Genomic DNA, 22643 nt, shown 5'->3' on the forward strand with positions numbered 1-22643 from the left:
AGCCTAATGCAGGCGGCGTTGTTAACCTGCCCCCCAGAACAGCACCGCCAGTAGCTGCGGGGTGATAATGCGCAGGAACATCACCAGCGGATAGACCGTGGCGTAAGACAGCGCCGCCGCGCCGCTGGTGGCGTGCAGGTTGTTAGCAAAGGCCAGCGCAGGGGGATCGGTCATGGAGCCGGCCAACATACCGCAGATCGTCAGGTAGTTCATTCTGGCGAACATTCGCGCCAGGATCCCCATGGTCAGAAGCGGGATAGCCGTGATAACGATCCCGTAGCCAATCCAGCTCATCCCTTCGCCCTTGACCAGGGTAGCGATAAAATCTCCGCCGGACTTCAGCCCGACCACGGCCAGAAAGAGCACGATCCCCAGCTCGCGCAGCGCCAGGTTGGCGCTCGGCGGCATAAACCAGTAAAGCTTGCCGATACAACCGATGCGCCCGAGGATCAGCGCCATAATCAGCGGCCCGCCCGCCAGCCCCAGCTTGAGCGCCACCGGAAAGCCCGGCACGTACAGCGGAATGGAGCCCAGCAGCACGCCCAGGCCAATGCCGATGAAGACCGGTAGCATCTGTACCTGCTGCAATTTTTGCTGGGCGTTGCCCACCATATCCGCCACGGCATCGATAGAGGATGGGCGCCCAACCAGGTTGAGGATATCCCCAAACTGCAGGCTGGCGTCCTGGCTGGCAACCAGCTCAACCCCGGCGCGATTAAGCCGGGAGATCACCACGTCATACCGCTCTTTTACCTGCAGATCGCGGATTTTCTTTCCAAGAACATGCTCGTTGGTGACGACGACGCGCTCTACGCGCATATCGGTGCCGCGGGTGGAAAGCGAGGTATCGACCTCCTTGCCAATGACCAGTTGCGCATTATGCAGATCGTCAGGCTGACCAACCAGGTGCAGCAAATCTCCGGTATGGATCACCGTGCCCGGTGACGGCACCATCAATATCTCTTCCCGCTTCAGGCGCGAGCAGACCACATTTACGCTGTTCAGAATCGGCACATCCTGAATCGCCAGCTTATTGAGATTGGGGTTGTCGACACGAATGTTGATGGTTTTGATCGGCATATGGCCGTTGGTATGCGCAGTTTCGTGCGCCTTCGCCTCCTCTTCGACGTTGATACGAAACAGCACCCGTACCAGCCACATAGAGAGCAGAATACCGCAGATGCCAAACGGATAAGCCATGGCGTAACTCATCCCCATCTGGTCAACGATGCCGGGCTCGATCCCCAAATCACGCAGAATTTGCTGGCCCGCCCCGAGCGCCGGCGTATTGGTGACCGCGCCGGAGAAAATACCCAGTACCACCGGCAGAGGGATAGCAAAGATTTTGTGCAGAATGGCGGTAACCAGCCCGCCCATCACCACGATACCAAGGGCAAAGAGGTTTAGCCGTAGCCCGGAGACGCGCAGGGAGGCGAAAAATCCCGGACCGACCTGAATACCGATGGTGTAGACGAAGAGAATCAGGCCGAACTCCTGGATGAAGTGGAGCATATCGGCGCTGAGTACCAGGCCAAACTGGTCGGCAAAATGGCCAACAAAAATCCCGCCGAACAGTACCCCGCCAATCCCAAACCCGACGCCACGGATTTTGATGTTGCCAATCCACAGTCCTACTACTGCGACCAGGGCCAACACGCTGACGGTTAACGCGATATCACTCATGATCCACTCCCTGTGCATAACCTTAGTTATGGTGGGGATTTTCTCAGAGCCGGTGACGGTTGTATGGGCGATGGCGCACAAAAAAACCGAAGGTAAAAGCAAAACGGTCACCCGAAGGTGACCGTTTTTAGTGTTTGCGCCCTCCCCCTGTGGGAGAAGGCATCAGCCCGCATACTGTTAGCTGTTTAACGCAGGGCGTTCGCTAATGGCGATACGCTGCGGAGCGATTGCTTCCGGCACGTTGCGGGTCAGGTCGATATGCAGCAGACCGTTGGTATAGGTCGCACCAGAGACTTCCATATGGTCCGCCAGCGTAAAGCTCAGGCTGAACGGCTGCGTCACCAGACCCTGATGCAGCCACTTCGTCTCGGTTTCTTGTTTTTCCGGGGTACCTTTCACCGTCAGGCGCGTTCCTTCAAGCTGGATATCCAGATCGTCCTGGCGGAATCCGGCTACCGCAAGGGTGATGCGATAGTGGTTATCGTCGCTTTTTTCGATATTGTACGGCGGAAATGTCTGTTGCTCGGTGGTGCTTTGCAGGGCGTTAGCCAGTTTGTCAAAACCAATCCACTGACGCAGCAGGGGGGATAAATCGTAGTTACGCATACTAAATCTCCTTCTGAGAAGCGAGTTCGGCACAGTCTAATTTTGTGCGCAGTTGTTCCTGCAAATCCTTACGGATTCGCCTATGCTCCCGGTTCGGCAAGCAATTCTGAGTGGGCCGCGATGGCGACCCGTCTAATTAGTTGATTTCGATACGACGCGGTTTTTTCTCTTCCGGAATCACACGTTCCAGTTCGATAAACAGCAGGCCGTTGACCAGATTTGCGCCTTTAACGTGAATGTTCTCAGCAAGCTGGAACTTGCGTTCAAAGTTACGCTCGGCGATGCCCTGATAGAGGTAGGTACGCTCTTTCTGTTCGGCCGCATGCGAGCCTTTCACCAGCAGCAGATTATCCTGGGCGGTGATCTCCAGTTCGCTCTCTGCAAAACCGGCGACGGCAATGGCGATGCGGTAGTGGTTTTCGTCAACCAGTTCAACATTGTAAGGAGGGTAGCCGTTGCTCTGGCTCTGGTTATTTTCTAAATGGTTGAACAGGCGGTCAAAACCAATTGCAGAACGGTATAGCGGGGAGAGATCGAAATTACGCATAAGTTAAAACTCCTGAAATCAGCGAGAAATTGTAGCCTTCCACCATGGACAGGCTGCGGTATCCCAAACACCCATCAGGCGCGTTTGTTCATGGACACATCTCTAAAATGGGTCTGATTTCGATCATTTCAAGCGGATCCTGAACAGTTTTTTTTGCACTTTACTGTCACTGGCTTAGACTGGGATGGCAGCACAAAGGGTTAAATTGCGATGGCTGCCACAGAGCGGCGCTTTTCAACTGTTCAATTTGCATATGGCCCGTTATAAACCGGGTTGCTGGTTCATATCGCGCCATTGATGATGACAAACTGATGATGAAAAATGTTCTGATAAAGTTGACGACGTTCAGCGCGGTGGTGTTGCTTTGCGGATGTTCAAGCGTGATGTCGCACACCGGCGGTAAAGAAGGGACCTATCCCGGCACGCGAGCCAGTGCCACAATGTTGTCAGATGATGACACCAACTGGGGCACCAAATCTCTGGTGATTCTGGATATGCCCTTTACGGCGGTATTCGATACGCTTCTGCTGCCCTGGGATTTCTTCCGTGCGGACAGCTCCGTGCGCTCGCGCGTTGAAAAAAGCGAGCAGGAGACGCTGGCCACCAACTCGGTTATTCCCCCTGCCGCCATGCCCGTGCGCTGATCAGCGCCCGGTTTCAGTGATCCACAGCTGGCGGAAGCCCTCCGCCTCTTCCATCCAGGCGATATAACGCCCATTCGGTGAAAAGACCACGGCATCCGCAGAAGGTGGATTGCCGTGATCGGACGTCAAAAACGTCACGCTCCCCGTCGCCGCATCGCAGTATGCAAGACGATTTTCCAGTACAAATCCCAGCCCGTTGCCGGACGGGTGCCAGTTGAAGGCCGACTGAATATCGCTGCGGTTAGCGGTTAACTGGCGCGGCTCGCCGCCCTCGGGTGAGAGAAGCCAGAGTTGCACCACTCCCTGGTTATCGCGCATTAAAAAGGCAATCTGCGTACCTTGCGGATTGCTACGCACCCAGTGGCGCGGCGCGTTCACAAGCCCCGGGTACGCGTTCTGATGCGTAAAGGTTAACCGACGCTGCACCACGCCCGCCGGAGGTGCCGGCAGGGCCTCTGGCGTACCCTGTAGCGGTGCATCCCCGGCGTGCTTCCAGCCCTGCTCATCTTTCGGTAAATCGACAATAAAGAGCTCCGGCACCTTGTCGCCTTTCTCAGACAGGGTATCGCCAATAAACGCCAGCGCGTGGTTCCCTACCCAGCCCTCTTCGTAGGCGCGATTGATTGCATCGCTGCCTGGCGGCGGGTTCGGCGTCGTGCGAGTGACCAGCACGCTCCAGAAGGTGCCCGCATATTCCCGGGGATGCGTAGCCGGTGGGTTCACGGGACCGAAAGGCGCGGCGACCCCCACGTTGCGCAAATCAAGCGCTGGGTCGCGCTCGTGCAGAACATGGTCGTTATAGGTGAAGCTGACGTACTGCCCGTTCGGGCTAAAGACATGGACATGGCTGCCGCCGCGCAGTGCGCCGGGCGTGTAGGGGGCGGTGATATCCATCGCATCGAGATTATCCACCCGATCATTGTGCGCAACCACGCCCTGACGATGGTGAAAATCGTACTGCCAGTCGGCATCCGGGTTTTCCGGGCCATGGATAAAGACATATTTGTCTTCTGCAGGATGAACGGTCACCACCCCGACATGCGCGCCGTTTGTGGCGCGATAAATCACCTCAACCTCGCCCGTACTGATATTTACCCGCTCGATGGTTTCACCGGTGAACGATGCGCCGGATGGGCGTACGTCAAAGGCCAGCCACTGGCTATCTGGCGTCCAGGTGTTGATATTGGTGAGCTGGTGATGGCGGGAAGCGAAGGTGACTTGTTTCATGAACGGATAAACTCTGAAGCGACAGTTGCGCTTCAGAGTAATGGATCTGCCGGAAAATGACTACGCGTCCAGCTCAGGGATGGGGGTTACCAGACGCTTATTGCTGGCCCAACCCGAAACATTTTCCAGCACTAACCGGGACATCGCCTCTCTGGTGCTCCAGGTCGCGCTGGCCATATGTGGCGTCACCACCACGTTAGCGCGCTGGAGCAATGCTTGCGGAACGTCCGGCTCGCGACTGAACACATCCAGTCCGGCCCCGGCGATGGTGCCCTGTTCAATCGCGTTAATCAGCGCGGGCTCGTCCACTACGCTACCACGCGAAATGTTGATCAATATTCCTTTCTCACCCAGCGCCGCGAGGACCCGGCCATCAATCAGCGCCTGGTTTTTTGCACTACCCGGCGTACATATCATCAAGAAATCACTTTCTGCCGCCAGGGAGGCAATGTCCTCAATTCGGGTATAATTTAGCCCCGGGATAACTTTGCTATCGCTATAAGCAATTTGCATGGCAAAGCCTTCACAACGTTGTGCGATGGCCTGGCCAATTCTCCCCATACCCACAATGCCGACTCGCGCCCCCGAGACCTTGTGTGTCCACGGATATCCTCCCTGATGCCAGCTTCCCGCCTCAATAAACTTCTGAGCAGAAACGATCTGGCGCGATGTCGCCAGCATGAGTCCCATCGCCAAATCGGCAACATCGTCCGTTAATACGCCCGGCGTATGGCTGACGGCCACATGATGATCTGCCGCAGCCGCCACGTCGACACCGTCGTATCCCACGCCAAAAACAGCAATCAGTTCCAGAGAGGGCAGGCTGGCGATCAGCTGGCGCGTGACGACGGCCTCACCGTTAGTAATCATCACGGTAAATTGTCCGGCCAGGTCGGCGAATGCCTCCTCGCTAAGCGCCGCATATTCATAAACGTCGTAACGTTTTTCCAGTTCTGCCGTTAGCTGGTCAGGCAGGGAGGCTTGTTTCAAAAATTTCAATTTCATCGTTATCCGTTCACTTATAAAGAAGAGGGGGCTGACTGCTTGAGCGATGTGCTTTTACCCGGACGAGAGACGGCGATACCGATAATCCCCCCTAATATCAGCGCAATAGCCACAATCAGCAGGCCGTAGTGATAGCTGTTGGTCAGATCCTTAATCTTGCCTAAAACAGGCGGCAGACCTAATCCAACGAAATTGGCAATCGTATTAATAAATGCAATAGAGGCAGCCGCGGCAACGCCGGCCAGTTTTTCTGTTGTCACTGCCCAGAAAACAGGGGTTAGGGCAAAGTTAAAACCGACCGTCAGCACCAGCAGAATATAGGAGACCAGCAGGTTACCCGAATAAATAGCGGCCCCGAGCGATATTCCGGCGAGAATTAAAGGTAACCCCATATGTAAGGATCGCTCTTTCGTTACATCGGAATGGCGACCATTCAAATACATAAACAGGCAGGCAAAAATAAACGGCACCGCAGAGAGCAAGCTGATCACAAAATTACTTTGCTCGCTGGCAATACTTTTAAGAATCAGCGGTAAAAATAGCGTAATACCGATAGAGCCGAAGGCCTGTAAAAACCAAACCAGACTCAGTAACAGCACCACTTTGTTTTTTAGCGCGCTCAGCCAGGAGTGGTTTTCGTTCACCGTCACACTTCGGTTATCTTCCGCTAACTGAGCAATTAACCACTCCTTTTCAGACCCCGATAACCAGTGGGCTTTCTCAGGCGTAGAGGGCAGTAACCCTAAAACCATCACCCCCAGGATAATGGCCGGAATGCCTTCAATGGCGAACAACCAACGCCAGCCGGCGATGTCAGCAATGCCGTGCATATTGAGAATGGATCCCGAGATAGGCAGGCCGATGATGGAGGCCAGTACGGAGCCCATATAGAAGAATGACATCGCGCGGGCGCGGTTGCTCTTAGGGAACCAGCAGGAAATATAGTAAATAATACCGGGCGTAAACCCTGCCTCCGCCATGCCCAACAGAAAACGCATGACATAAAGCTGAGTAGGTGTTTGTACCAGCGACATCCCGGCGCTGATAATACCCCAGGTGATCATTATCCTGGCAATCCAGATACGCGCCCCGACGCGCGTCATAATAATGTTACTGGGAATTTCAAAAATAATGTAGGAGATATAGAACATGCCCACGCCAAGGCCATACATACTGGCTGTGAGACCTAAATCCGCATTCATTTGTAAGGCGGCAATAGAAATATTCGTTTTATCAAGATTGGCGACAAAATAACAAATGATGACGAAGGGAATTATTTTGCTATTTAGTTTTTTGAGTGTAGAAGTATAGAGTGCAATGCTCATCGATTATTACCTCTTCATCTTGCCCTCTTCAGGCCAAATCGCGGCCATCAGAAGGCAAAGATTGATATAGAGAAACGCATTAACTTATTAGGGTGTTACCATTCGGCAACCGCACCATCTTCCTGACGCCACAGAGGATTGCGCCAGTCTGTGCTATTTCGGCTTAATTCGCTGACCCGCGCCTCATCTATTTCAACACCAAGCCCAGGCTTCATTAAGGGTTTGAAGAAGCCGCCTTCCATGTTGAAATCTTCTTTATTTTTCACAAAGTCGAGCAGCTCCGCGCCCTTGTTATAGTGAATCCCCATGCTCTGTTCCTGGAACACGGCATTGCGGGAGACAAAGTCCACGTGCAGACAGGCCGCCAGCGCAATTGGCCCCAGCGGACAGTGCGGGGCCAGCGCCACGTCGTAAGCTTCTGCCATACCGGCAATTTTGTAGCATTCGGTGATGCCCCCCGCGTGGGAGAGATCCGGCTGCAGGATGGCAATCCCACCCGCCTCCAGTACGCGTTTAAACTCGAAGCGCGAGAACATACGTTCCCCTGCAGCGATAGGAATAGCGGTTTGCGCCGCCAGCCGTGGATAATATTCTGCCTGCTCCGCCAGCACCGGCTCTTCAATAAAGAGCGGGCGGTATTGTTCCAGCTCTTTAATTAATATTTTCGCCATTGGCGCGCTGACGCGGCCGTGGAAGTCCAGACCAAACTCAATGTCGTTGCCAAAGGCTTCGCGGATCTGCGCCACGGTGTTTACCGCCCGGTCTACCGCACGTGAATTGTCGATGACCCCCATCTCTTCACAGCCGTTGAGCTTGAAGGTATCAAAACCAATACCGCGCAGCTTTCTGATGCCATCAATGACTTCGGCAGGGCGATCGCCCCCCACCCAGCTGTAGGCCTTAATTTTGTCGCGCACCAGGCCGCCCATCAGCTGCCAGACCGGAGCGTTCAGCACTTTCCCTTTGATATCCCATAGCGCCTGGTCGATACCGGCGATGGCGCTCATCAGAATGGGGCCGCCGCGATAGAAGCCCCCGCGGTACATCACTTGCCACAGATCGTTAATGCGCGCGGGATCCTGCCCAATCAGGTATTCACCCAGCTCGTGCACAGCGGCCTCGACGGTGCGCACACGGCCCTCAATCACCGGCTCGCCCCAGCCCACTACCCCTTCGTCGGTTTCGATTTTCAGGAACATCCAGCGCGGCGGTAAACGGTACGTGGTGAGTTTGGTTATTTTCATTTTGCTGCCTCTCGATACGCTTTCACAAATGCTGCCGCCTGCTGTGCGGTGCGCTCTACGGTCTGTCCGGCGCGATAGAGATCGCTACCCAGCCCGGCGCCTGCACAGCCAGCTTTCATCCACTGCGCCAGGTTTTCTGGCGTCACGCCGCCCACGGCCAGGACCGGTACGCTGGCGGGTAAGACCGCTTTCAGCGCCTTGATGTACTCCGGGCCAAAAGCCGATGACGGGAAAATTTTCAGCGCCTGCGCGCCCGCATCGAGAGCGGTAAAGGCTTCGGTTGCCGTTGCACATCCCGGGCAGACGGTCATGCCGTAGCCCACCGCGCGGCGGATCACCTCGGGGTTGATGTTAGGCGTGACGATAAGTTTGCAGCCCATCTTCGCCAGTCTGTCGACCTGCTCCGGCTGTAGCACCGTGCCTGCGCCAATCAGCGCTTTATCACCAAACGCATCGACGACGGCCGGGATGCTCTTTTCCCACTCCGGGGAGTTGAGCGGGATTTCCACCGCGTCGAACCCGGCGTCAATCACCGCGCCTACGTGCGCCAGCGCCTCGTCGGGGGTGATGCCGCGCAATATCGCGATAAGGGGAAGGTTAGTTTGCCACTGCATGAGCGATGCTCCTTATTCCAGCCTGAAATGCCGTGTCGCCCTCTACCACCGCCACGTCCCGGCCGATGGCGTGAAACGCCTGGCGATAACGTGAGCTCAGTGATGAGCCTGCGACCAGAGTAATGGCCTGCTGCCCGGCGAAGCGTTCACTCAGGCTGGCGACTTCGGCGCCAATCAGCAGGCCGGACAGAAACTCGCTAACCTGCTCGCGCGGGAGTTGTCCCAGCACGTGCGAGGCGCGAACCTCAAAAAGTTGCGGCAAAACGGCAGGAGAAGCGATCCCGCGCGCAAGCCCGGCGGCAAATGCCTCCGGCGAGGGGGCTTGCTCCGGCAAACCCGCCCCCACCAGCGAATGCTTAAGGAGCAAATGGTGTAATTCACCGGTCATCACGGTGCGAAAATCGTGGATCTGCTCTGCATCGGTTTGTACCCACTTGCAGTGGGTACCGGGCATAACGTAGACAGAAGAAGGAGAAAGCGTGCGCGCGCCGAGCAGTTGCGTCTCTTCGCCGCGCATGACGTTGTGATTATCGTCGCGAGAGACGCACAAGCCGGGAATAATCCAGATATTGTCGCCAACGGACGTTAACTGTTCGCCAATAGCGGAGAAACGAGCCGGTACGGGCAGATAAGGCGCAATTTTCCAGCCTACGTTACTGCCCACCATGCCCGCCATTACCACTGGCGTGGCGCCGTCGCGCCAGTTTTGTGTCACCTCTGCTAACACCGCCTCGGGGGATTTACCGTTCAGACGCGTAACGCCTGCTTCTGATTGCCTGCTTTCCAGGCACTGCTCACCCTGATAAAGCCAGGCGCGCAGATTGGTCGATCCCCAGTCAATAGCGATGTAGCGAGATGTCATGTGATTTCCTTTAACCTTCGTGTCGAGCTGGCGATCATCGTGAGTGCCGCCTGCTCTGCCGCATCGCCGTCCTGATGCCGTATCGCATCGAACAGCGCTTTATGTTCCTGGAGCGTTTTCGGCATGTTGGCCTCATCGCCCATCCAGGTCCGTTCAAATACCGCGCGCTGTAGCGAGCTGATCGCCACGCTAAGCTGCTGTAGCACCGGGTTATGCACCGACTGGAGCACCGCCTCGTGGTAGCGAATATCCGCTTCGTTGAAGGCATCACGATCCTGGTTATTGGCGATCATGTCGTTCAGCGCCGACTCAATCTGCGCCAGGTCGCCCGAGGTGGCGCGTTCGGCGGCCCAGCGGGCTATCGCCGGTTCTACGAGGTTTCGTACCTCGCTCATGGCACCAATCAGCCGCGGGTCATAATCGTTTTCCAGTACCCACTGCAGAACATCGGTATCGAGGTAGTTCCACTGACTACGTGGGGCGACAAAGGCTCCGCGATAACGCTTCATTTCAATTAGCCGCTTCGCCATCAGCGAGCGGAACACTTCCCGGATGATGTTGCGCGAGGTTTCAAACTCTTCGCATAGCTCCGCCTCTGCAGGAAGCGGCGAGCCGGGTACGTATTTGCCACTCACAATCTGGCTGCCCAGCGTGATGACAATGCGGTCGGTTTTATTGAGAGTCATGGAGGGTCCTTATGATTTTTGTGTCCATCACTACTTTACCGCGACCGCTGAATTCCGCCTCACTTTTGCAGTACAAACGTGATGCAATTCGTTAAGACCGTGATTGCAATGTAGTACAATCTGTTTGTTTTGTACTACAATCTGGATCACAAAAAGAACAATTCGATAAATTCAGGGCAAAAAAAAGCCCCGGTTAATAACCAGGGCCGATGTATTTAGCCACGCTTAGTTCAGGACAAATTTCTCAATCGCGTAGGCAACGCCGTCTTCCAAGTTAGATTTGGTGACGAAATTGGCCACTTCTTTCACCGATGGGATTGCGTTATCCATTGCCACGCCCATGCCCGCATATTCGATCATCGCAATATCGTTTTCCTGATCGCCCAGGGTCATGATCTCTTCAGGCTTGATGCCCAGCGTATCGGCCAGCGATTTCACGCCGGTGCCTTTATTGACGCGTTTATCGAGGATTTCGAGGAAGTACGGCGCGCTTTTTAGCACAGTGTATTTCTCTTTAACCTCAGCCGGAATGCGGGCGATGGCTTTATCGAGAATAGCTGGCTCATCAATCATCATCACCTTCAGGAACTGCGTTTGCGGATCCATTTTTTCTGCTTCACAGAAAACCAGTGGAATAGTGGCGACATAGGATTCGTGTACGGTGTAGTAGCTGATATCGCGGTTGGCCGTGTAGAGCGTATTGCGATCGAGCGCGTGGAAATGTGAACCCACCTCGCGGGAGAGTTTTTCGAGATAGAGGTAATCGTCATAATTCAACGCGGTCTGGGCGACGGTGCTGCCGTCGGCGGCCTTCTGAACCAGGGCACCGTTATACGTAATGCAGTAATCGCCCGGTTTATCCATGTGCAACTCTTTCAGGTAATTATGCACACCGGCATAGGGGCGACCGGTCGTCAGTACCACATTCACCCCTTTTGCACGGGCGGCGGCAATCGCATTTTTAACGGCTGGAGAGATGGTGTGATCTGGCAGCAGCAGCGTGCCGTCCATATCGATTGCAATGAGTTTGATGGCCATGGGATCCCCGGATTGAATGAGTCTGCACTCATGCTAACGCGATTCCGCTCAAAAAACACGGTAAGAAAGGGGATTGGATATGAGGAGGGGATTCCTCTTTTGCACAGGTTTACCCTCACCCTAACCCTCTCCCACAGGGAGAGGGAACCGTGCACCCTCTCCCTGTGGGAGAGGGCTGGGGTGAGGGGTGATAACAGCTTAGATATCGATATTTGCCGCTTTCAGCGCGTTCTCTTCGATAAAGGCACGACGGGGTTCAACCGCATCGCCCATCAGGGTGGTGAACAGCTGATCCGCTGCAATCGCGTCTTTTACGGTAACGCGCAGCATACGGCGGCTTTCCGGATCCATAGTGGTTTCCCACAGCTGATCCGGGTTCATTTCGCCCAGGCCTTTATAACGCTGAATTGCCAGACCACGACGGGACTCTTTCACCAGCCACTCCAGCGCCTGCTCGAAGCTGGCAACCGGCTGACGGCGTTCGCCACGTTCGATGTAGGCATCGTCTTCGATCAGACCGCGCAGCTTTTCGCCGAGAGTGCAAAGGCGACGGTATTCCGGTCCGGTCACAAACTCGTGCTCCAGCGGATAGTCGGTATCCACACCGTGGGTACGCACGCGAACGATCGGCTCGAACAGCTGGTCAGCGTTCTGCTGAACATCGCATTTCCACAGGCTACCGTGCTGTTCGTTCTCGTTCAGCTCGCTTACCAGCGCGTTGACCCAGCGGCTGACCGTCTGCTCGCTGCTCAGATCGGCTTCGGTCAGCGTTGGCTGATACACCAGCTCTTTCAGCAGCGCTTTCGGATAACGACGCTCCATACGGCCAATCATTTTCTGCGCAGCGTTGAACTCGGACACCAGACGTTCCAGCGGCTCGCCGGCCAGGGCCGGAGCGCTGGCGTTCGCATGCAGCGTTGCGCCATCCAGAGCGATAGAGATCTGATACTGATCCATCGCTTCGTCGTCTTTGATGTACTGTTCCTGTTTGCCTTTCTTCACTTTGTACAGCGGCGGCTGCGCAATGTAGACATGGCCACGTTCAACGATTTCCGGCATCTGACGATAGAAGAAGGTCAACAGCAGCGTACGGATGTGCGAGCCGTCGACGTCCGCATCGGTCATGATGATGATGCTGTGATAACGCAGCTTGTCCGGGTTGTATTCGTCGCGACCGATGCCGCAGCCGAGCGCGGTAATCAGCGTTGCCACTTCCTGCGAAGAGAGCATCTTGTCGAAACGCGCTTTCTCGACGTTGAGGATTTTCCCCTTCAACGGCAGGATCGCCTGGTTCTTACGGTTACGGCCCTGCTTCGCAGAACCGCCCGCGGAGTCCCCTTCCACCAGGTACAGTTCGGACAGCGCCGGGTCGCGCTCCTGACAGTCTGCCAGTTTGCCCGGCAGGCCTGCTAAGTCGAGTGCGCCTTTGCGGCGGGTCATTTCACGGGCTTTACGCGCCGCTTCACGGGCACGTGCCGCATCGATAATTTTGCCGACCACGATTTTCGCGTCAGACGGGTTTTCTTGCAGGTAGTCGCTCAGCAGTTCGTTCATCTGCTGTTCAACCGCCGATTTCACCTCAGATGAGACCAGTTTGTCTTTGGTCTGAGAGGAGAACTTCGGATCCGGCACCTTAACAGAAACCACGGCAATCAGGCCCTCACGAGCATCGTCGCCGGTGGCGCTGACTTTCGCTTTCTTGCTGTAGCCTTCTTTGTCCATGTAGGCGTTCAGGGTACGGGTCATCGCCGCACGGAAGCCCGCCAGGTGCGTACCGCCGTCACGCTGTGGAATGTTGTTGGTGAAGCAGTAGATGTTTTCCTGGAAACCATCGTTCCACTGCAGCGCCACTTCCACGCCGATACCGTCTTTTTCGGTAGAGAAGTAGAAGATATTCGGGTGAATAGGCGTTTTGTTCTTGTTCAGATACTCAACGAACGCCTTGATACCGCCTTCATAGTGGAAGTGGTCTTCTTTGCCGTCGCGTTTGTCGCGCAGACGAATAGAGACGCCGGAGTTCAGGAACGACAGCTCACGCAGGCGTTTGGCCAGAATTTCATATTCGAATTCGGTGACGTTGGTGAAGGTTTCCAGGCTCGGCCAGAAACGCACCAGGGTACCGGTTTTTTCGGTATCGCCAGTGACAGCCAGCGGCGCTTCCGGCACACCATGCTGATAGATCTGGCGGTGAACTTTGCCTTCACGCTGGATAACCAGCTCCAGCTTCTGCGACAGGGCGTTAACCACGGAGACGCCTACGCCGTGCAGGCCGCCGGAGACTTTATAGGAGTTATCATCGAATTTACCGCCTGCGTGCAGAACGGTCATGATAACTTCCGCAGCAGATACGCCCTCTTCCGGGTGAATACCGGTTGGGATGCCACGACCATCATCGGTGACGGATACGGAGTTGTCCGCATGGATCGTCACCACGATGTCTTTACAGTGACCCGCGAGCGCTTCGTCGATAGCGTTATCTACCACCTCGAATACCATGTGGTGCAGACCGGTGCCGTCATCCGTGTCGCCGATATACATACCCGGGCGCTTACGCACCGCATCCAGCCCTTTCAGGACTTTGATACTGGAGGAGTCATAAGAATTCGACATCAACGTTTCTCGCTCATTTATTCTTGGGTTAATCCGTTATTTTACCCTTTTCCACGGTGAACATCTTCGAATTTTTGTCCGACATGTCCATAACGTGTTCAGCGCTAATCGCGCTGACGAAAACCTGCGACTGCGTGGCTTTTAAGCGGCTGGCTAGCAGCCCTCGCCGCGCGTCGTCGAGTTCCGAGGCAAAATCATCTATCAGATACAGGCAGCGTCGGCCGCTCTCGCGGGTGAGAAACTCCCCCTGTGCCAGCCGTAGCGCGCACATCAGGAGCTTAAGCTGCCCACGCGATAATGTATCTTCTACCGGCGCACCGTCAGCACGAATGCGGAAATCCGCTTTATGCGGGCCATGCGCGGTATAGGTCAGCAGGCGGTCGCGCTCGAAGCTTCTCTCCAGCACCTCGGCATAATCCGTCTCTTTCTCCCAGCCACGCTGGAAGGAGAAGGTGAGAGAGAACTCCGGTAAAAACTGTTTGCAGGTGTCGGCCATATCTTCGGCGATACCTGCGCTGTATTCGGCACGCCAGGTGCTGATTTGTTCCGCCAGCGGGACCAACTCTTTGTCCCACGGGCGCAGTTGGGCGTAGCGCGTCACCTGGCGCAGCGCGGCATTGCGCTGCTTGAGCAAACGCTTAAGGTTGCTCCAGGCGTTAAAGAATCCCGCTTCATTGTGAAAGCATCCCCAGTCAAGGAACGCTCTTCTGTATTTGGGGCCGCCGTTGAGTAAAGTAAACCCCTCGGGCGTAATCAGCTGCATCGGCATCAAGAGCGCCAGTTCGGCCACCTTATGCCCGTCGGTACCATCAATGCGGACTTTACTGTCACCCTGCTTGTCTTTGGTCAGGCCGACGGCGGTTTCACGCTCTGCGCCCTGGAGACGCCCATGCAGAACAAAGGACTCTTGCTCGTGGCGAATGACGCGGCCAATTTGCAAGCTGCGAAACGCCCGACCGTGGCCAAGCGTATAGATGGCTTCCAGCACGCTGGTTTTGCCGCTGCCGTTTGCGCCAACCAGGAAGTTAAAGCCGGGGGATAAAGCGAGATCCGCATTTTCAATATTACGGAAATCTTTGATTAAAAGGCGCGTCAGTGACATATCTGAATTTCTTCGGGCCAGGGCGTAATCGGCGCAGCCAGTTTCAACGCGGACTGCGCGCAGACCCTGGCGCGTACACGCAGTACGTGACAGGGGCGAGCACAGCCCAGGTTGAAAATGGCAAGTAAGATAGCCCGATAGTTATCACTACAGTCTCATTGGCATAACAACATAAGCAGCGGACTGGGATGCAGCATCTTCAATCTGTACGCTCGATACAGAGTCGGTCAGCAGAATGCGAACATTCTCGCATTTCAGTGCATTCAGTACGTCCAGCACGTAGCTAACGTTAAAGCCGATTTCCATCTCTGCGCCGGCGTAGGTGACGTCCAGAATCTCTTCTGCCTCTTCCTGCTCCGGGTTATTCGCGGTGATTTTGATCTGGTTTTCACTCACATACAGACGCACGCCGCGGAACTTCTCGTTGGAGAGAATGGCCGCACGGGCAAATGCCTGCTTAAGGCTGTCGCAGCCCGCTTCCAGCGTCTTGTCGGGATTCTTCGGCAATACGCGGCGATAATCCGGGAAACGCCCATCAACCAGCTTCGAGGTGAAGACGAAATCCCCCACGTGGGCACGAATGTTATTGCTGCCAATTTGCACGCGCAGCGGAGTATCACCGCCGTCAAGCATGCGCATCAGCTCAATCACCCCTTTACGCGGCACGATCACCGAATGGTTTGGCAGGCTAACGCCAATTGGCATAGAGCAGACCGCCAGGCGGTGTCCGTCGGTGGCGACGGTACGCAGCTCTTCCCCTTCGGTTTCAAACAGCATGCCGTTTAAGTAGTAGCGAACGTCCTGATGCGCCATAGAAAACTGCGTGGCTTCAATCAGACGCTTCATCGTCGCCTGTGGCAGGGTGAATTCCACTTCGCTCTGCCAGTCATCCAGGTTCGGGAAGTCCGCGGCTGGCAGGGTAGAGAGAGAGAAACGGCTGCGGCCAGAGCGGACCAGCATGCGGTCGCCCTCGAGCTGCACGGCGATCTCTGCCCCTTCAGGCAAGCCACGGCAAATATCAAAGAATTTACGGGCCGGAACCGTGGTGGCGCCTGCGTCGTGCGGCTGAGTCAGCGTCACCCGCGCAACCATCTCCATTTCCAGATCGGTGCCGGTCAGCGACAGCGTACCGTCTGCGACCTGCAGCAGCAGGTTACCAAGAATAGGCAGTGTCGGGCGGCCGCCTAATGGGCCACTCACCTGTTGTAGCGGCTTTAATAAATGTTCACGTTCAACGGTAAATTTCATAGCGTCACGATGATAATGTTCTGATTAAATTGGAGAAGTCTTCTTTTATGTCGTGGCTTTCTTCCCGCAGCTGCTCGATTTTACGACAAGCGTGCAGCACGGTGGTGTGGTCACGGCCACCAAACGCATCGCCGATCTCCGGCAGACTGTGGTTGGTTAACTCCTTTGCCAGCGCCATCGCCATCTGGCGAGGTCGGGCTACCGAGCGTGAACGGCGTTTCGACAGTAAGTCGGCCACTTTAATTTTGTAGTACTCCGCCACCGTCTTCTGAATATTGTCGATGGTGACCAGTTTTTCCTGCAACGCCAGCAGATCGCGCAGCGCTTCACGCACGAAATCAATGGTGATGGCCCGGCCGGTAAAGTTGGCGTTGGCGATGACGCGGTTCAGTGCCCCTTCCAGCTCACGCACGTTAGAGCGTAGGCGCTTGGCGATGAAGAATGCCACTTCACCCGGCAGGCGAATGTCGTTTTCATCTGCCTTTTTCATCAGGATCGCCACACGGGTTTCCAGCTCCGGCGGTTCGATCGCCACGGTCAGGCCCCAGCCGAAGCGAGACTTAAGACGATCTTCAACACCGTTGATCTCTTTTGGATAACGATCCGAGGTCAAAATGATCTGTTGATTACCTTCCAGCAGAGCGTTGAAGGTGTGGAAAAACTCTTCCTGGGATCGTTCTTTATTAGCGAAGAACTGAATGTCATCGATCAGCAGGGCATCAACGGAACGGTAGTAGCGTTTAAACTCTTCGATCGCATTGTTTTGCAGGGCTTTTACCATGTCCTGAACGAAGCGCTCGGAGTGCATATACACCACTTTGGCGTTTGGCTTGCGCGCCATGATGCCATTGCCCACGGCATGCAGCAGGTGCGTTTTACCCAGACCGGTACCGCCATATAAAAACAGGGGGTTATACGCCCCGCCGGGGTTATCCGCTACCTGACGGGCTGCCGCACGGGCCAGCTGGTTTGATTTACCTTCTACGAAGTTATCGAAGGTATGTTTGACGTTAACGTTGGAACGGTAGGTCGGCTCCGCCGGGGCCGGAACGTTATCCCAGCCTGAACGTGCCGCAGGCACGACGCGCGGCTGATGGACCTGTGTCGTCTGCGCAGGGGCGGCAACGTTAACGGTCTCTTTAAGGGTTTGGGTGACCGGCTTGGTGCCCACTTCAAAACGCAGCTGTGGGGCATCGGTACCGCAAAAATCGTTTAGCAGTCCATTGATATTATTAAGGTACTTGTCCCTTACCCAATCGAGCACAAAACGGTTTGGCGCATACAAAGCCAGCGTGTTATCGCTCAGTTCCGCCTGCAACGGGCGGATCCACATACTGAATTCTGTGGCTGGTAACTCATCCTGCAATCGGGCAAGACATTGCTGCCAAAGCGAAAGTGACACGGCGGACTCCACTCGAACAATAAAAAGAAAGCTATTGAATAGTCATGATTGTAGACGCACGTCGAAAAGCCCTGCGCATAAGGGGGACGTGCGAACCGCTGTCTGCGGTTTTATACCCGATCGTAACCGCTGGGATCCCGATCGGGACCGCGGATCATAGCCTAAACTGAGCCAGAGATCTTCTGTTTCTCACAGATTCTTCCCGATTTATCCACAGGAAGATCCGAAACCGGGTAAGTGTAATCGATCCTGGTTAGCCTGCCCCGGGATTTAGGCCGCATATTGGAAAAATTACTGAGTCGTGACAAATTTTTGCTTAAAAGATCTAACGAAGATCCTGGACGATCCTTGCGCTTTACCGGTGAGGTCGTATAATCCTCCACCCGTCGCGTAATGCTCGGCTTCCCGCGCGTTTAACGCTGTTCATTTTGCATGCGAAATCGTGTGAATTTACGCGGGAAATAAGGAAAGAGAATTGACTCCGGAGTGTACAATTATTACAATCCGGCCTCTTTAATCACCCATGGCTTCGGCGTCCGTCGTGCGATATTCGTTCGGGCATCGTAAAAAGCCATTGAATTTATTCAAGTTTAGGTAGAAATCGCCATGAAACGCACTTTTCAACCGTCTGTACTGAAGCGCAACCGTTCTCACGGCTTCCGTGCTCGTATGGCTACTAAAAATGGTCGTCAGGTTCTGGCACGTCGTCGTGCTAAAGGCCGCGCTCGTCTGACCGTTTCCAAGTAATAAAGCTAACCCCTGGTGGTTAAGCTCGCATTTCCCAGGGAGTTACGTTTGTTAACTCCCACTCATTTCACTTTCGTCTTCCAGCAGCCACAACGGGCTGGCACGCCGCAAATCACCATCCTCGGCCGCCAAAATTCGCTGGGGCATCCCCGTATCGGTCTTACTGTCGCCAAGAAAAACGTTAAGCGTGCGCATGAACGCAACCGGATTAAACGTCTGACGCGTGAAAGCTTCCGTTTACGTCAACATGAACTCCCTTCGATGGATTTTGTGGTGGTGGCGAAAAAAGGGGTTGCCGACCTCGATAACCGTGCTCTCTCGGAAGCGTTGGAAAAATTATGGCGCCGCCACTGTCGCCTGGCTCACGGGTCCTGATAGCCCTCATTAGGGTCTATCAACGCCTGATTAGTCCGCTACTCGGGCCGCACTGCCGTTTCACACCGACATGCTCAAGCTATGGAATTGAGGCATTGCGCAGGTTTGGAGTGATAAAAGGCAGTTGGTTGACGGTGAAACGCGTATTAAAATGCCACCCTTTACACCCAGGTGGAGACGACCCCGTCCCCCCCGGACCCTTTGATACCAGAGAACACTAACGATGGATTCGCAACGCAATCTTCTTATCATCGCTTTGTTGTTCGTGTCTTTCATGATCTGGCAGGCATGGGAGCAGGATAAAAATCCTCAACCCCAGCAGCAGACCACGCAGACCACGACCACCGCAGCGGGTAGCGCCGCCGACCAGGGCGTACCGGCCAGTGGCCAGGGGAAACAGATTACGGTTAAGACCGATGTGCTTGAGCTGACTATCAACACCCGTGGTGGTGATGTTGAGCAGGCGCTGCTGTTGACCTACCCAAAAGAGCTGAAGTCTACCGAACCGTTCCAGTTACTGGAAACCACACCGCAGTTCCTTTATCAGGCGCAGAGCGGTCTGACCGGTCGTGATGGCCCGGATAACCCGGCTAACGGTGCGCGTCCACTGTATAACGTCGAGAGTGATACCTTTGTGCTGGCTGATGGTCAGAACGAGCTGGCTATCCCGATGACTTATACCGACGCCGCAGGCAACACCTTCACCAAAACCTTCACCCTGAAACGCGGTGAGTATGCGGTGAACGTTGGCTACAGCGTGCAGAACGCCAGCGAGAAACCGCTGGAAATCTCGACCTTTGGTCAGCTGAAGCAATCCATCGATCTGCCGTCTCATCGTGACACCGGAAGCAGCAACTTCGCGCTGCATACCTTCCGTGGCGCAGCGTACTCCACGCCAGATTCGAAGTATGAGAAATACAAATTCGATACTATCGCGGATAACGAGAACCTGAACGTCAGCGCTAAAGGCGGTTGGGTCGCGATGCTGCAACAGTATTTCGCAACGGCGTGGGTGCCTAATAACGACGGTACCAACAACTTCTACACCGCGAACCTCGGCAACGGTATTGCAGCTATCGGCTACAAATCTCAGCCGGTTCTGGTGCAGCCGGGTCAAACCGGTAAGCTGGCGAGCACCCTGTGGGTCGGCCCGGAAATTCAGGACAAAATGGCTGCAGTAGCGCCGCACCTGGATCTGACCGTGGATTACGGCTGGTTGTGGTTCATCTCTCAGCCGCTGTTTAAGCTGCTGAAGTGGATCCATAGCTTCCTGGGTAACTGGGGCTTCTCCATCATCGTTATCACCTTTATCGTTCGTGGCATCATGTACCCGCTGACTAAAGCGCAGTACACCTCCATGGCGAAGATGCGCATGCTGCAGCCGAAGATTGCGGCGATGCGTGAGCGTCTGGGCGATGACAAACAGCGTCAGAGCCAGGAGATGATGGCCCTGTATAAAGCAGAGAAAGTGAACCCACTGGGTGGTTGCTTCCCGCTGCTGATTCAGATGCCAATCTTCCTTGCGCTGTACTACATGCTGATGGGTTCCGTTGAGCTGCGCCATGCGCCGTTCGCCCTGTGGATCCATGACCTGTCTGCACAGGACCCGTACTACATCCTGCCGATCCTGATGGGCGTGACGATGTTCTTCATCCAGAAGATGTCGCCGACCACCGTGACCGACCCGATGCAGCAGAAGATCATGACCTTTATGCCGGTCATCTTCACCGTGTTCTTCCTGTGGTTCCCGTCAGGTCTGGTGCTGTACTACATCGTCAGCAACCTGGTGACCATTATCCAGCAGCAGCTGATTTACCGTGGTCTGGAAAAACGTGGCCTGCATAGCCGCGAAAAGAAAAGTTCCTGATTCGGTTGAGCAGTAGCTAGAATAAGGGCGGTCAAATGACCGCCTTTTTTTATTGCAACACAGTTGAGAAAAACCATGAGCCATAACGACACTATCGTCGCCCAGGCAACCCCACCGGGACGCGGTGGTGTGGGCATCCTGCGCATCTCCGGCCAGAAGGCGCGCGAGGTAGCAGAAGCCGTACTGGGGAAACTGCCGAAGCCGCGCTACGCCGATTATTTGCCGTTTAAAGACAGCGACGGTACCGCGCTGGATCAGGGCATTGCGCTGTGGTTTCCGGGGCCAAACTCCTTCACCGGCGAAGATGTGCTCGAACTTCAGGGCCACGGCGGCCCGGTGATCCTCGATTTACTGTTAAAACGTATTCTGACCTTGCCGGGCCTGCGCATTGCGAAGCCGGGTGAGTTTTCTGAGCGTGCCTTCCTGAACGATAAACTCGATCTGGCGCAGGCCGAGGCGATTGCCGACCTGATTGATGCCAGCTCAGAGCAGGCGGCCCGCTCTGCGCTCAATTCGCTGCAGGGGGCATTTTCTGCCCGCGTAAATCATCTGGTGGAAGCACTTACTCACCTCAGGATCTACGTGGAGGCGGCGATTGATTTCCCGGATGAGGAGATCGACTTCCTTTCCGATGGTAAAATCGAAGCCCAGCTCAACAGCGTGATGACCGATCTCGACGCGGTGCGCGCCGAAGCGCGCCAGGGCAGCCTGCTGCGTGAAGGGATGAAAGTGGTGATTGCCGGTCGCCCTAATGCCGGTAAATCGAGCCTGCTGAACGCCCTGGCGGGCCGTGAGGCTGCCATCGTTACTGATATCGCCGGCACCACCCGCGACGTACTGCGCGAGCATATCCACATCGACGGCATGCCTCTGCATATTATCGACACCGCGGGTCTGCGCGATGCCAGCGACGAAGTGGAGCGTATCGGTATCGAGCGCGCCTGGCAGGAGATTGAGCAGGCTGACCGCGTGCTATTTATGGTAGATGGCACTACCACTGACGCGGTGGATCCCGCAGATATCTGGCCGGACTTTATCGCCCGTCTGCCCGCTAAACTGCCGATCACCGTTGTGCGTAACAAAGCCGATATGACTGGCGAGACGCTGGGTATCAGTGAAGTAAATGGTCACTCACTTATTCGCCTCTCGGCACGTACCGGCGAAGGCGTGGATGACCTGCGTAACCATCTCAAACAGAGCATGGGCTTTGATACCAGCATGGAAGGCGGCTTCCTGGCGCGCCGTCGTCACCTGCAGGCGCTGGAAGAGGCGGCGAATCATCTTGTTCAGGGGAAAGCACAGCTGATTGGCGCCTGGGCGGGTGAACTGCTGGCGGAAGAGCTGCGCCTGGCGCAGCAGAATCTGAGTGAGATCACCGGGGAGTTTTCTTCGGACGATCTGTTGGGCCGCATCTTCTCGAGCTTCTGTATCGGGAAATAACCCTGCACAGCCACAGTAATCGTCAGGTTATTGTGGCTGTGATTACACTCACAATTAATTATCCTACAGATAGACCCATTATTCTCATTATAATAATGTAGCTGAGTGTCTAATGAGGATAAATCAATGATGATTATCTTAAATACATACATCACTTCTAAGTGGTTTAATATTGACAATAAAATTGTCAATCACCACCCATAATCCCCTCTTTGCTCGTCCTTTGCTAAATGCTAACTAACCAGGTTTATTAATCTGCTTATTTGGTATGTCTGCAATATATTCTTGCCAGCTCCGATCGTCTGCATGGTTTATTTCCACAGGCGGCATTAAATGATGGCTGGCATATACATCTCTGTACTTAGGGTTAT

At 55.0% G+C, this 22643-nt stretch carries 23 protein-coding genes and 1 other annotated feature; of the genes, 8 read left to right on the forward strand and 15 right to left on the reverse strand.

All coding sequences use genetic code 11. The features are described from left to right. Positions 1 to 21 precede the first annotated feature (21 nt). The 3 genes from B3511_RS02910 to ibpA all read right to left on the reverse strand — a co-directional run bounded on the left by B3511_RS02910 (position 22) and on the right by ibpA (position 2836). Positions 22 to 1683 (reverse strand): putative transporter, encoded by a 1662-nt coding sequence (locus B3511_RS02910; protein ID WP_207292688.1) that lies wholly within the window; start codon positions 1681 to 1683, stop codon positions 22 to 24. 177 nt (positions 1684 to 1860) lie between these two features. Beyond that, complete coding sequence (ibpB, locus tag B3511_RS02915) at positions 1861 to 2289, reverse strand: small heat shock chaperone IbpB (RefSeq protein WP_040077752.1); 429 nt, start codon at positions 2287 to 2289, stop codon at positions 1861 to 1863. Positions 2290 to 2425: 136 nt separating this feature from the next. Next, the gene (gene ibpA, locus B3511_RS02920) at positions 2426 to 2836 is read right to left on the reverse strand and encodes a small heat shock chaperone IbpA (RefSeq protein ID WP_040077751.1); all 411 of its coding nucleotides are present in this window, start codon (positions 2834 to 2836) and stop codon (positions 2426 to 2428) included. Next, positions 2830 to 2903: a sequence feature (ROSE (Repression Of Heat Shock gene Expression) occurs in the 5'-region of heat shock genes and acts as an RNA thermometer to modulate expression.), on the reverse strand. It overlaps the preceding gene by 7 nt. Before the next feature lie 244 nt (positions 2904 to 3147). On the opposite strand from ibpA, the gene B3511_RS02925 reads away from it, so the two are divergent. After that, a complete protein-coding gene (locus B3511_RS02925) occupies positions 3148 to 3480 on the forward strand; it encodes a YceK/YidQ family lipoprotein (protein WP_286775681.1) in 333 nt (110 codons plus the stop codon). Here B3511_RS02925 and B3511_RS02930 read toward each other — a convergent pair whose 3' ends face one another. The 12 genes from B3511_RS02930 to dnaA form a co-directional block, all read right to left on the reverse strand. Then, entirely contained in the window at positions 3481 to 4707 is a 1227-nt protein-coding gene (locus B3511_RS02930) for a DUF3748 domain-containing protein (protein ID WP_286775682.1), read from the reverse strand. A gap of 60 nt (positions 4708 to 4767) precedes the next feature. Continuing rightward, positions 4768 to 5712, reverse strand: coding sequence for a 2-hydroxyacid dehydrogenase (locus tag B3511_RS02935; RefSeq protein ID WP_286775683.1), 945 nt, complete (start codon positions 5710 to 5712; stop codon positions 4768 to 4770). Between the two features lie 14 nt (positions 5713 to 5726). Next, complete coding sequence (locus tag B3511_RS02940; RefSeq protein ID WP_212478211.1) at positions 5727 to 7037, reverse strand: MFS transporter; 1311 nt, start codon at positions 7035 to 7037, stop codon at positions 5727 to 5729. A 95-nt stretch (positions 7038 to 7132) separates the two neighbouring features. Next, positions 7133 to 8281, reverse strand: a complete 1149-nt coding sequence (gene dgoD, locus B3511_RS02945; RefSeq protein WP_040077746.1) for a galactonate dehydratase — start codon at positions 8279 to 8281, stop codon at positions 7133 to 7135. Further along, positions 8278 to 8895, reverse strand: a complete 618-nt coding sequence (locus B3511_RS02950; RefSeq protein WP_286775684.1) for a 2-dehydro-3-deoxy-6-phosphogalactonate aldolase — start codon at positions 8893 to 8895, stop codon at positions 8278 to 8280. Before B3511_RS02950 ends, dgoD begins: the two co-directional genes overlap by 4 nt. Next, on the reverse strand, positions 8879 to 9757 hold the full coding sequence (locus B3511_RS02955) for a 2-dehydro-3-deoxygalactonokinase (RefSeq protein WP_286775685.1): 879 nt from the start codon (positions 9755 to 9757) through the stop codon (positions 8879 to 8881). Before B3511_RS02955 ends, B3511_RS02950 begins: the two co-directional genes overlap by 17 nt. Further along, complete coding sequence (gene dgoR, locus B3511_RS02960) at positions 9754 to 10443, reverse strand: D-galactonate utilization transcriptional regulator DgoR (protein ID WP_286775686.1); 690 nt, start codon at positions 10441 to 10443, stop codon at positions 9754 to 9756. The genes B3511_RS02955 and dgoR overlap by 4 nt, the downstream gene beginning before the upstream one ends. Positions 10444 to 10668: 225 nt before the next feature. Next, entirely contained in the window at positions 10669 to 11481 is an 813-nt protein-coding gene (gene yidA, locus B3511_RS02965) for a sugar-phosphatase (protein ID WP_040077742.1), read from the reverse strand. A 198-nt stretch (positions 11482 to 11679) separates the two neighbouring features. Beyond that, the gene (gyrB, locus tag B3511_RS02970; RefSeq protein WP_040077741.1) at positions 11680 to 14091 is read right to left on the reverse strand and encodes a DNA topoisomerase (ATP-hydrolyzing) subunit B; all 2412 of its coding nucleotides are present in this window, start codon (positions 14089 to 14091) and stop codon (positions 11680 to 11682) included. Positions 14092 to 14119: 28 nt separating this feature from the next. Then, complete coding sequence (gene recF, locus B3511_RS02975; RefSeq protein ID WP_040077739.1) at positions 14120 to 15193, reverse strand: DNA replication/repair protein RecF; 1074 nt, start codon at positions 15191 to 15193, stop codon at positions 14120 to 14122. A 147-nt stretch (positions 15194 to 15340) separates the two neighbouring features. Next, complete coding sequence (gene dnaN, locus B3511_RS02980; RefSeq protein WP_040077737.1) at positions 15341 to 16441, reverse strand: DNA polymerase III subunit beta; 1101 nt, start codon at positions 16439 to 16441, stop codon at positions 15341 to 15343. A 4-nt stretch (positions 16442 to 16445) separates the two neighbouring features. Continuing rightward, the gene (dnaA, locus tag B3511_RS02985; RefSeq protein ID WP_286775687.1) at positions 16446 to 17843 is read right to left on the reverse strand and encodes a chromosomal replication initiator protein DnaA; all 1398 of its coding nucleotides are present in this window, start codon (positions 17841 to 17843) and stop codon (positions 16446 to 16448) included. Positions 17844 to 18125: 282 nt separating this feature from the next. On the opposite strand from dnaA, the gene B3511_RS20705 reads away from it, so the two are divergent. From B3511_RS20705 to tnaC, 7 genes are all read left to right on the forward strand, one after another. After that, positions 18126 to 18218 (forward strand): hypothetical protein, encoded by a 93-nt coding sequence (locus B3511_RS20705; RefSeq protein ID WP_419395832.1) that lies wholly within the window; start codon positions 18126 to 18128, stop codon positions 18216 to 18218. 231 nt (positions 18219 to 18449) lie between these two features. After that, positions 18450 to 18590 (forward strand): 50S ribosomal protein L34, encoded by a 141-nt coding sequence (gene rpmH / locus B3511_RS02990; protein ID WP_000831330.1) that lies wholly within the window; start codon positions 18450 to 18452, stop codon positions 18588 to 18590. Between the two features lie 15 nt (positions 18591 to 18605). After that, on the forward strand, positions 18606 to 18965 hold the full coding sequence (gene rnpA / locus B3511_RS02995) for a ribonuclease P protein component (RefSeq protein ID WP_014072458.1): 360 nt from the start codon (positions 18606 to 18608) through the stop codon (positions 18963 to 18965). Then, positions 18929 to 19186, forward strand: coding sequence for a membrane protein insertion efficiency factor YidD (gene yidD / locus B3511_RS03000; protein WP_001307474.1), 258 nt, complete (start codon positions 18929 to 18931; stop codon positions 19184 to 19186). The genes rnpA and yidD overlap by 37 nt, the downstream gene beginning before the upstream one ends. Before the next feature lie 2 nt (positions 19187 to 19188). Continuing rightward, positions 19189 to 20832, forward strand: coding sequence for a membrane protein insertase YidC (gene yidC / locus B3511_RS03005; RefSeq protein ID WP_040077734.1), 1644 nt, complete (start codon positions 19189 to 19191; stop codon positions 20830 to 20832). Between the two features lie 75 nt (positions 20833 to 20907). After that, the gene (gene mnmE, locus B3511_RS03010; RefSeq protein WP_286776527.1) at positions 20908 to 22272 is read left to right on the forward strand and encodes a tRNA uridine-5-carboxymethylaminomethyl(34) synthesis GTPase MnmE; all 1365 of its coding nucleotides are present in this window, start codon (positions 20908 to 20910) and stop codon (positions 22270 to 22272) included. A gap of 129 nt (positions 22273 to 22401) precedes the next feature. Then, positions 22402 to 22476: a tryptophanase leader peptide gene (tnaC, locus tag B3511_RS20640; protein WP_103181005.1), complete on the forward strand. Its 75-nt coding sequence runs from the start codon at positions 22402 to 22404 to the stop codon at positions 22474 to 22476. Positions 22477 to 22643: the final 167 nt, after the last annotated feature.

The organism is Leclercia sp. UBA1284 (assembly GCF_002308415.1).
Lineage (GTDB): Bacteria > Pseudomonadota > Gammaproteobacteria > Enterobacterales > Enterobacteriaceae > Enterobacter > Enterobacter pneumoniae.

Coding starts and splice junctions, on each gene's coding strand:
- B3511_RS02910 (WP_207292688.1), bottom strand. CDS start 1,683: ATGAGTGATATCGCGTTAACCGTCAGCGTGTTGGCCCTGGTCGCAGTA.
- ibpB (WP_040077752.1), bottom strand. CDS start 2,289: ATGCGTAACTACGATTTATCCCCCCTGCTGCGTCAGTGGATTGGTTTT.
- ibpA (WP_040077751.1), bottom strand. CDS start 2,836: ATGCGTAATTTCGATCTCTCCCCGCTATACCGTTCTGCAATTGGTTTT.
- B3511_RS02925 (WP_286775681.1), top strand. CDS start 3,148: ATGATGAAAAATGTTCTGATAAAGTTGACGACGTTCAGCGCGGTGGTG.
- B3511_RS02930 (WP_286775682.1), bottom strand. CDS start 4,707: ATGAAACAAGTCACCTTCGCTTCCCGCCATCACCAGCTCACCAATATC.
- B3511_RS02935 (WP_286775683.1), bottom strand. CDS start 5,712: ATGAAATTGAAATTTTTGAAACAAGCCTCCCTGCCTGACCAGCTAACG.
- B3511_RS02940 (WP_212478211.1), bottom strand. CDS start 7,037: ATGAGCATTGCACTCTATACTTCTACACTCAAAAAACTAAATAGCAAA.
- dgoD (WP_040077746.1), bottom strand. CDS start 8,281: ATGAAAATAACCAAACTCACCACGTACCGTTTACCGCCGCGCTGGATG.
- B3511_RS02950 (WP_286775684.1), bottom strand. CDS start 8,895: ATGCAGTGGCAAACTAACCTTCCCCTTATCGCGATATTGCGCGGCATC.
- B3511_RS02955 (WP_286775685.1), bottom strand. CDS start 9,757: ATGACATCTCGCTACATCGCTATTGACTGGGGATCGACCAATCTGCGC.
- dgoR (WP_286775686.1), bottom strand. CDS start 10,443: ATGACTCTCAATAAAACCGACCGCATTGTCATCACGCTGGGCAGCCAG.
- yidA (WP_040077742.1), bottom strand. CDS start 11,481: ATGGCCATCAAACTCATTGCAATCGATATGGACGGCACGCTGCTGCTG.
- gyrB (WP_040077741.1), bottom strand. CDS start 14,091: ATGTCGAATTCTTATGACTCCTCCAGTATCAAAGTCCTGAAAGGGCTG.
- recF (WP_040077739.1), bottom strand. CDS start 15,193: ATGTCACTGACGCGCCTTTTAATCAAAGATTTCCGTAATATTGAAAAT.
- dnaN (WP_040077737.1), bottom strand. CDS start 16,441: ATGAAATTTACCGTTGAACGTGAACATTTATTAAAGCCGCTACAACAG.
- rpmH (WP_000831330.1), top strand. CDS start 18,450: ATGAAACGCACTTTTCAACCGTCTGTACTGAAGCGCAACCGTTCTCAC.
- yidD (WP_001307474.1), top strand. CDS start 18,929: ATGGCGCCGCCACTGTCGCCTGGCTCACGGGTCCTGATAGCCCTCATT.
- yidC (WP_040077734.1), top strand. CDS start 19,189: ATGGATTCGCAACGCAATCTTCTTATCATCGCTTTGTTGTTCGTGTCT.
- mnmE (WP_286776527.1), top strand. CDS start 20,908: ATGAGCCATAACGACACTATCGTCGCCCAGGCAACCCCACCGGGACGC.